Origin of the sequence: Kineococcus gurbantunggutensis (assembly GCF_050871925.1) — a bacterium.
Lineage (GTDB): Bacteria > Actinomycetota > Actinomycetes > Actinomycetales > Kineococcaceae > Kineococcus.
Window position 1 is genome coordinate 1 of record NZ_JBJLSG010000188.1, and the last position, 8,372, is coordinate 8,372.

Sequence of the window (8,372 nt, forward strand, 5' to 3'; positions counted from 1 at the left end):
CCCGCCGCCCCCCCCCCACCCCCCCCCCCCCCCCCCCCCCCCCCCCGCCCCCCCCCCCGCCCGCCCCCCGCCCCCCCCCCCCCGGCGTCAGGCGTCGAGCTTGTCCGGCGTGAGGCCGGACTCGGTGCCGGGCACGCCCAGCTCGCCGGCGCGCTTGTCGGCCATGCCCAGCAGCCGGCGGATGCGCCCGGCGATGGCGTCCTTGGTCATGGGCGGGTCGGCCAGCTGGCCGAGCTCCTCCAGGCTGGCCTGCTTGTGCTCCAGGCGCAGCCGGCCGGCCTGCAGCAGGTGGTCGGGCACGTCGTCGCCGAGCAGCTCCAGGGCCCGCTCGACCCGCGCGCCCGCGGCCACGGCGGCGCGCGCGGAGCGGCGCAGGTTCGCGTCGTCGAAGTTGGCCAGGCGGTTGGCGGTGGCGCGCACCTCGCGGCGCATGCGCCGCTCCTCCCACGTCATCATCGCGTCGTGCGCGCCCAGGCGCGTCAGCAGCGCGCTGATGGCGTCGCCGTCGCGCAGCACGACCCGGTCCACCCCGCGCACCTCGCGCGCCTTGGCGGACAGCTCCAGGCGGCGCGCGGCGCCGACCAGGGCCAGGGCGGCCTCCGGGCCGGGGCAGGTGACCTCCAGTGCGGCGGAGCGGCCCGGCTCGGTGAGCGAGCCGCGGGCCAGGAACGCCCCGCGCCAGGCGGCCTCGGCGATCTGCGTGGAGGAGGACACGATGTGCGAGGGCAGCCCGCGCACGGGCCGGCCGCGCGTGTCCAGCAGGCCCGTCTGGCGCGCCAGCGACTCGCCGTCGCGCGCCACGCGCAGCACGTAGCGGGTGGCGCGGCGCAGCCCGGAGGCCTGCACCACCAGCAGGTCGCTGGAGTGCCCGAACACGTCCGCGATGTCGCGCCGCAGGCGGCGCGCGATCGAGGCGGAGTCCAGCTCCGCCTCGATGACGATGCGCCCGGAGACGATGTGCAGCCCGCCGGCGAAGCGCAGCATCACCGACACCTCGGCCTTGCGCGCCGCGGTCGTCGTCACCGGCAGCCGGCTCAGCTCGTCCTTGACCGCCGCCGTCATCGCCATGTCCTGTCCTCCTCGGACCTCGCGTGCCCGGGCGGCGCGCACCGCGCCGCCCCCTGCGTGCCCCTCGCCGCGCGGGCGCCGGCGCTACCGCGCGCCCCGCCCGGCGGGCCGTTCACGAGCGCCCCCGCGGCGCCCGCCCGGGCGGCCCGGTGAACACGTCCCGGTAGGCCGCCGCCAGCAGCAGCGCGTCGTGCTGGGCGGTGCCGCCGGCGGCGGCCACGGGCCGCAGCACCAGCTCGGCGCCCAGCGCGTGCGCCACGCCGGCCAGCGCGCCCGGGTCGCCCACGGCCACCGGGTCGGCCACCACGGCGTCGACGTGCAGGCCGGGGGCGTGGGCGGCGAGGACCTCCAGGTGCGCCTCGGCGCTGAAGCCGTCGGTCTCCCCCGGCTGCACGGCCAGGTTGAGGGTGACGCACACGCGGGCGGCGGTGGTGCTCAGGGCCTGCGCCAGGGCGGGGACCATCAGGTGCGGCAGGACGCTGGTGAACCACGACCCCGGCCCCAGCACCACCCAGTCCGCGGTGCGCACCGCCTCGAGCACCTCGGCGGGCACCGGCGGGTCCGGCGGCACGAGGCGCACGCCGGCCACGCGCCCGGTGGTGGAGGCCACCGCGACCTGCCCGCGCACGGGGGTCGGGGCGCTCTCGTCGCCGGGCACCAGGCCCAGCACGTCGGCCTCGATGTCCAGCGGGACGGCGGCCATCGGCAGCACGCGGCCGCGCGCGCCCAGCAGCCGGCCGACCCAGTCCAGGCCGGCGACCTCGTCGCCGAGCAGCTCCCACAGGGTGGCGATGAGCAGGTTGCCGGTGGCGTGCTGGTGCAGCCCGCCGGCGCTGTCGAAGCGGTGCTGCAGCACGTCGCGCCAGGTGCGGCCCCACTCGGAGTCGTCGCACAGCGCCGACAGGGCCATGCGCAGGTCCCCGGGCGGCAGGACGCCCAGCTCGCGGCGCAGCCGCCCGGAGGAGCCGCCGTCGTCGGCGACGGTCACCACGGCGGTGAGGCGGTCGGTGAGGTGGCGCAGCGCGGACAGCGAGGCGGACAGGCCGTGGCCGCCGCCCAGCGCGACGACCGCGGGGGCGTCGGGGGCGGCGGGGCGGTGCGGCAGGGCTCCGGTGACGGGGATCGGGCCGGTCGGCAGGCTCACTCGCGCCCCAGGTCGCGGTGCAGGACCCGCACGCCCACGCCCTCGCGGCGCAGCCGGGCGCCGAGCTCCTCGGCGACGGCGACGGAGCGGTGCTTGCCGCCGGTGCAGCCGAAGGCGATGGTCGCGTAGCGCTTGTTCTCCCGGCGGTAGCCGGCCAGGACGGGCTCCAGGGCCCCGGCGTAGCGGTCCAGGAAGGGCAGGGCGCCCTCGGCGGACAGCACGTACTCCGAGACGGGGGCGTCCTGCCCGGTCAGGGGGCGCAGGTCCGGCTCCCAGTGCGGGTTGGGCAGGAAGCGCACGTCGGCGATGTGCTCGGCGTCGGCGGGGGTGCCGTACTTGAAGCCGAAGCTCATGACGGTCACGCGCAGGTCCTCGGTGCCCTCGGCCTCGAACAGCGAGGACACCAGGGCGCCGAGCTGGTGGACGTTGAAGGAGGAGGAGTCCACGACGACGTCGGCGCGCGAGCGCAGGTCGCCGGTCAGGGCGCGCTCGCGCGCGATGCCGTCGACGATGCGGTCGTCGCCCTGCAGCGGGTGCGGGCGGCGCACGGACTCGAAGCGGCGCACCAGGACCTCGTCGGTGGCGTCGAGGAAGAGCACGCGCGGGGAGACGTGGCGGGTGTCCAGGGCGGCGAGGGTGCCGGTGAGCTCGGCGAAGAAGCTGCGCCCGCGCACGTCGACGACCACGGCGATGCGCGGCACGGAGAGCCCGGCGCGGGCGGCGAGCTCGGCCAGCGGCTCGAGCATCTGCGGCGGCAGGTTGTCCACGACGTACCAGCCGAGGTCCTCCAGGGCCTTGGCGGCGGTCGAGCGCCCGGCGCCGGACATGCCGGTGATGACGAGCAGCTCGGTCCTGCGGGGGCGGGCGGCGGCCTCGTCGGCGGGAGCGTCGGGACGGTCGTCGGCCGGGGGTTCCACGGGTGTCATCCTGTCACCCCGGGCGTGTCGCGCGCGACGAGGCCTGCACGCTCCGCTGTCGCTGCGTGACGTCCCGTTGCGCAGCGTGGGCGCCGCGGGGTGCCGGGCTCACCGGCCGGCGGCGCTCCCGGCGTCCGGCCGGCGCATCCGCAGGCGGCGCTCGGCGCCCAGGGTGAAGTAGTCGGCCGGCCCGCCGCCGCGCAGCAGCGGGTCGGCGGCGAGGGTGTCGAAGACGCCGTCGACGAGCAGGCGCTCGTCGATGTGGACCACGACCACCTCGCCGAGCACCAGCCAGGCGTCGACCTCGCGCTGGGCGGCGTCGGTCAGCCGCAGCACCCGGCTGACCCGGCACTCGAAGGCCACCGGGCTGAGCGCCACGCGCGGCGGCGCCACGAGCGCGGAGGGCGCCGCCTCCAGCCCGGCGAGGTCGAACTCGTCGACGTCCGGGCCCACCGGCGCCGACGTCTCGTTCATCGGGGCGGCCAGCGCGACGGAGGCGAGGTTCCAGACGAACTCCCCCGTCGCCTGCGCGTTCGCGGCGCTGTCCTTGTACCCGGTGCTGGAGAAGCCCACGATCGGCGGGGAGTAGTTGAAGAGGTTGAAGAAGCTGTAGGGCGCCAGGTTCCTCGTCCCGTCGGCGGCCAGGGTGGACACCCAGCCGATGGGGCGCGGCGCCACGATGGAGTTCAGCGGGTCGTGCGCCAGGCGGTGGCCCTCGCGGGGTTCGTAGGAGTGCACGCGCGCGGACGCTACCGCTCAGTCCAGCAGCTCACCGGTCGTGGTGTTCACCGCGGGCTCCGGGGCCGGGGCGCCGGCCAGCGCCTCCACCACGGCGGCCGCGGTGCGCGGGCCGAAGCCGGGCACCGCCGCGACGTCCTCGACGGTGGCCGCGCGCAGCTTCTTGACCGAGCCGAAGTGCTTCAGCAGCGCCGCCCGGCGCGCCTGCCCCAGCCCCGGCACCCCGTCCAGGGCGCTGCTGGTCATCGACCTGCTGCGCTTGGAGCGGTGGTAGGTGATGGCGAAGCGGTGGGCCTCGTCGCGCACGCGCTGCAGCAGGAACAGGCCCTGGCTGGTGCGCGGCAGCACCAGGGGGTGCTCCTCGCCCGGCAGCCACACCTCCTCCAGGCGCTTGGCCAGCCCGCACAGCGCGACGTCGACGACGCCGGCGTCGGCCAGCGCCCGGGCGGCGGCGTCCACCTGCGGGCGGCCGCCGTCGACGACGACGAGGTTGGGGGCGTAGGCGAAGCGGCGCGGGCGGCCGGTGTCGGGGTCGACGCCGCCGAGCACGCCGGGGCCGACCTCGCCGTCGACCTCCACCCCGGCACCGCCGGCACCGTCCAGGGGGTCCGCGCCGTCCACGCCGTCCACGCCGTCCACGCCGTCCTCGAGCGCGGCCTCGGCGCGGCCGGCGACGACGGCGGCCCCGGCGTCCTCCTCGGCGCGGGCGCGCTTGAAGCGGCGGGTGAGGACCTCGCGCATGGCGCGGGTGTCGTCCACGCCGCCCTCGTCGCCGCGCACGCTGAAGCGGCGGTAGTCGGCCTTGCGGGGCAGGCCGTCCTCGAAGACGACCATCGAGGCGACGACGTTCGTCTCCTGGGTGTGCGAGACGTCGAAGCACTCGATGCGCAGCGGCGCCTCGTCCAGGCCGAGGGCCTCCTGCAGCTCCTGCAGCGCCTGGCTGCGGGTGGTCAGGTCCCCCGCGCGGCGGGTCTTGTGCAGGGCCAGCGCCTGGGAGGCGTTGCGCTGCACGGTCTCCAGCAGGGCGCGCTTGTCGCCGCGCTGGGGCACGCGCAGGTCCACGCGCGAGCCGCGCAGCTCGCTGAGCCAGTCCTCCACGTCGGACTCCACGGTGGCCGGCAGGTGCGGCACGAGCACCTCGCGGGGCACGGACTCCCCGGACTCCCCGCCGTAGACCTGCAGCAGCAGCTGCTCGACGAGCTCGGCGGGGCCGACGTCCTCGACCTTCTCCACGACCCAGCCGCGCTGGCCGCGCACCCGGCCCCCGCGCACGTGGAACACCTGCACGGCGGCCTCGAGCTCGTCGTCGGCGAAGGCGAAGACGTCCGCGTCGGTGGCGTCGGGCAGCACGACGGCGGACTTCTCCAGCGCCTTCTGCAGGGCGCCGAGGTCGTCGCGCAGGCGGGCGGCGCGCTCGAAGTCCAGCTCGGCGGCGGCCGCGCGCATCTCCTGCTCGGTGCGGCGCACGAAGCGGGCGGTGTTGCCGGCGACGAAGTCGCACAGGTCCCCGGCCAGGGCGCGGTGCTCCTCGGGGGAGACCCGGCCCACGCACGGCGCGGAGCACTTGTCGATGTAGCCGAGCAGGCAGGGGCGGCCGGTCTGCGCCGCGCGCCGGTACACGCCGGCGGAGCAGGTGCGCACGGGGAACACCCGCAGCAGCAGGTCCACGGTCTCGCGGATGGCCCAGGCGTGCGTGTAGGGGCCGAAGTAGCGGGTGCCCTTGCGCTTGACGCCGCGCATGACCTGCACGCGCGGCACCTCCTCGCCCATGGTGACGGCGAGGTAGGGGTAGGACTTGTCGTCGCGGTACTTGACGTTGAAGCGCGGGTCGAACTCCTTGATCCAGGAGTACTCCAGCTGCAGGGCCTCGACCTCGGTGGAGACCACCGTCCACTCCACGCTGGCCGCGGTGGTGACCATCGCCATGGTGCGCGGGTGCAGCGCGGAGAGGTCCTGGAAGTAGTTCGCCAGGCGCTGGCGCAGGCTCTTGGCCTTGCCGACGTAGATCACCCGCCCCTGCGGGTCGCGGAAGCGGTAGACGCCGGGCTCGTCGGGGACCTCCCCCGGCTTGGGGCGGTAGGTGGCGGGGTCGGGCACGCCTAGAGGCTAAGCCGCGCCACCGACGCCCCGCCGGGGCGGTGGCGCGGCGGTGGCGCGGCGGTGGCGCGGCGGCGGCCGCGCCCCTCAGCGCACCGGCAGGGGCACCCGGGCCGCGGCGGCGCGGCCGGCGGCGAGCCCGTCGCCGGCGCCGGGCACCGGCCCGTCCGCCGCGCGCACCAGGCCGGCGGGCAGGTCGGCGCCGGCCTCGCCGCCGGGGACGGGCACGCTGGCGGGCAGGTGCAGCACGGCGTCGTCGAGCACGCGCACCGGGGCGGTGACGCCCAGCGCGGGCAGCTCGGCCTGCACCAGCCGGCGCAGGCCCGCCTCGTCCAGGGCCGACAGCGCGTCGTCGCCGGTGCTGCGCAGCTCCGCGCGCAGCACCGCGCCGGCGCGGCGGGCCAGGGTGCGCGGGCGCCAGGCGCGCGCGGGGGTCAGGCGCGCGGTGCGCAGCCCGCCGCCGGCCGGACCGGCGCCCGCGGCGGGGCCCGCGGTGACGTCCACGGTGACGTCGTGGGCGGCGGGACCCACGGGGGCGCCGTCGGGCGCCTCCACGAGCAGGTGCACCAGGTGGGTGTCGAGGCTGCGGGTGAGGGCGATGGACCCCGGCGCCAGCAGGCGCCGGTGCTCGGGCAGCGCGTCGACGACGGCGCGGCAGGCCAGGCGGCGCTCGCCGTCGGCGTCGCGCACGCGCACCGCGCCGACGCGGCCGGCGGCGACCTCCAGGGCGAGGGCGGTGGTGCCCAGCAGCACGGTGGCGCCGCGCGAGCGCAGCCGCCGGACCAGCTCGGCCCACAGGGCGCCGGTGCCGGCCACGGGGCTGAGGACGTCGTGCTCGCCGGCGGCGGGGGCCAGGCGGGCGGCGGCGCGCGCCAGGCGCCCGGCCGGGCGGGGGGCGGTGCCGGTCACGCGCCCGCCGCGGGCGACGGCGTGCCGGGCGCGGGTGCGCTCGACGTGCCCGCCGGACAGGTCCAGCCACTGGGCCACCAGGTCCGGGGCGGCGGTGCACGGCAGGCCGTGCGCGGCCAGGGAGTGCGGCAGCCCCCACAGCGGCGCGCAGCGCGCCAGGCCGCCGGGCGCGTCGGCGGCCTCGACCACCACGACCGCCAGGCCGGCGTCCAGCAGCGCCTCGGCGGCCGCCAGGCCGCGCGAGCCGGCGCCGGCGACGACCACCGGCAGGTCCGCGCCGGTGCCGGCCCGCCTCCGCTCGAGAGTCGGTGCGCTCACGGGTCCCCCTCCCCCGGCGCCGCCCGGCCGTGCCGCTGCGCACGGCCCGGGTTCCCCCGGCGCCCCTCCGTCGTGCCCCGCGCCCGGTGCGGGCGTGCGGGGCGATCAGTGTGGCAGCGTGCGGGCGCCGGTCCTAGCGGTTCGCGGCGATCCGGTGCCGGGAGAGCGCCGAGGCCCACCGTTCACCACGCTCATGTCACCGCTCGTGCTGTCGCAAGCACGGGCGGTGACGGCGCGCGGGGGGGTCAGTCCGCCGAGCCGGGCTCGGCGAGCTTGCCCTGGCCCTTGGCCATCGGGGAGTTGGGCAGCAGGTTCGCCGCCGCGCCCTGCAGCTTGGTGCCCACCGAACCGGTCACCACGTGGTCGCGGCCCTTCTGCAGGGCCTTGAAGGCCTGCTCGGCCACGGTGGCCGGGTCGTCCTTGGCGGAGGTGTGGGCCATCTTCGTGTCCTCCATGCCGGCGCGCTCGAAGAACTCCGTGTCGGTGGGGCCGGGCAGGAAGGCGGTGACGCTGACGCCGTGCTGCCCCAGCTCCTGGCGCAGCGACTGCGCCAGGGACTGCACGAAGGCCTTCGTGGCGCCGTACACCGCCTGGTAGGGCGCGGGCACCCGCGCGGCCAGCGAGGAGGTGAACAGCAGCCGGCCCTCGCCGCGCTGCACCATCGCCCGCGAGGCGAGCTTGGCCAGGTGCACGAAGGAGACGACGTTGAGGTCGATCATGTGCAGCTCGGCCTCGAGGTCGGTCGCGGTGAACTCCCCGCCCACCCCGACGCCGGCGTGCAGCGCCACGGCGTCCACGGCGCGCCCGTCCCGCGCAGCCCGCTCCCACAGCCCCTCCACGCCGGCCGCGGTGGACAGGTCGACCCGGACGGCGTCCACGACGGCGCGCGGCTCGACCTCGAGCAGCTGGGCCGGCACGCCCTCGATCCGCTCGTCCTCGGCGGCCACGAGCACGTCGTAGCCGCCGCTCGCGAACTGCTTGGCCAGCTCCAGGCCGATGCCCGTGGAGGCACCGGTGACGACGGCGAACGGGCGGGGCGTGTCGGTGCTCACTGCGACCTCCGGGTGCGTCTGCGGCGCCGCCGGCCGGCGGCCCTGCTGCCCCCCTGCCCCGTCCGGCGCGCACCATGCGGGCCCGGGGGGGGGGGGGGGGGCGGGCGGGCGGGGGGGGGGGGGGGGGGG

7 protein-coding genes are annotated in these 8,372 nt (G+C 77.8%); all 7 read right to left on the bottom strand.

The window, feature by feature from the left end; translation table 11 throughout:
• Positions 1 to 87 precede the first annotated feature (87 nt).
• Positions 88 to 1,068, bottom strand: a complete 981-nt coding sequence (gene whiA, locus ACRYR7_RS22440; protein ID WP_432574332.1) for a DNA-binding protein WhiA — start codon at positions 1,066 to 1,068, stop codon at positions 88 to 90.
• 112 nt (positions 1,069 to 1,180) lie between these two features.
• Complete coding sequence (locus tag ACRYR7_RS22445) at positions 1,181 to 2,206, bottom strand: gluconeogenesis factor YvcK family protein (RefSeq protein WP_432574338.1); 1,026 nt, start codon at positions 2,204 to 2,206, stop codon at positions 1,181 to 1,183.
• 2 nt (positions 2,207 to 2,208) lie between these two features.
• Positions 2,209 to 3,138 (bottom strand): RNase adapter RapZ, encoded by a 930-nt coding sequence (rapZ, locus tag ACRYR7_RS22450; RefSeq protein WP_432574333.1) that lies wholly within the window; start codon positions 3,136 to 3,138, stop codon positions 2,209 to 2,211.
• A gap of 99 nt (positions 3,139 to 3,237) precedes the next feature.
• Positions 3,238 to 3,867: a flavin reductase family protein gene (locus ACRYR7_RS22455; protein ID WP_432574334.1), complete on the bottom strand. Its 630-nt coding sequence runs from the start codon at positions 3,865 to 3,867 to the stop codon at positions 3,238 to 3,240.
• Between the two features lie 18 nt (positions 3,868 to 3,885).
• Complete coding sequence (gene uvrC / locus ACRYR7_RS22460; RefSeq protein WP_432574335.1) at positions 3,886 to 5,964, bottom strand: excinuclease ABC subunit UvrC; 2,079 nt, start codon at positions 5,962 to 5,964, stop codon at positions 3,886 to 3,888.
• 87 nt (positions 5,965 to 6,051) lie between these two features.
• Entirely contained in the window at positions 6,052 to 7,191 is a 1,140-nt protein-coding gene (locus tag ACRYR7_RS22465) for an NAD(P)-binding protein (protein ID WP_432574336.1), read from the bottom strand.
• 245 nt (positions 7,192 to 7,436) lie between these two features.
• Complete coding sequence (locus ACRYR7_RS22470; protein WP_432574337.1) at positions 7,437 to 8,243, bottom strand: SDR family NAD(P)-dependent oxidoreductase; 807 nt, start codon at positions 8,241 to 8,243, stop codon at positions 7,437 to 7,439.
• Between the last annotated feature and the right edge of the window lie 129 nt (positions 8,244 to 8,372).

Coding starts and splice junctions, on each gene's coding strand:
- whiA (WP_432574332.1), bottom strand. CDS start 1,068: ATGGCGATGACGGCGGCGGTCAAGGACGAGCTGAGCCGGCTGCCGGTG.
- rapZ (WP_432574333.1), bottom strand. CDS start 3,138: ATGACACCCGTGGAACCCCCGGCCGACGACCGTCCCGACGCTCCCGCC.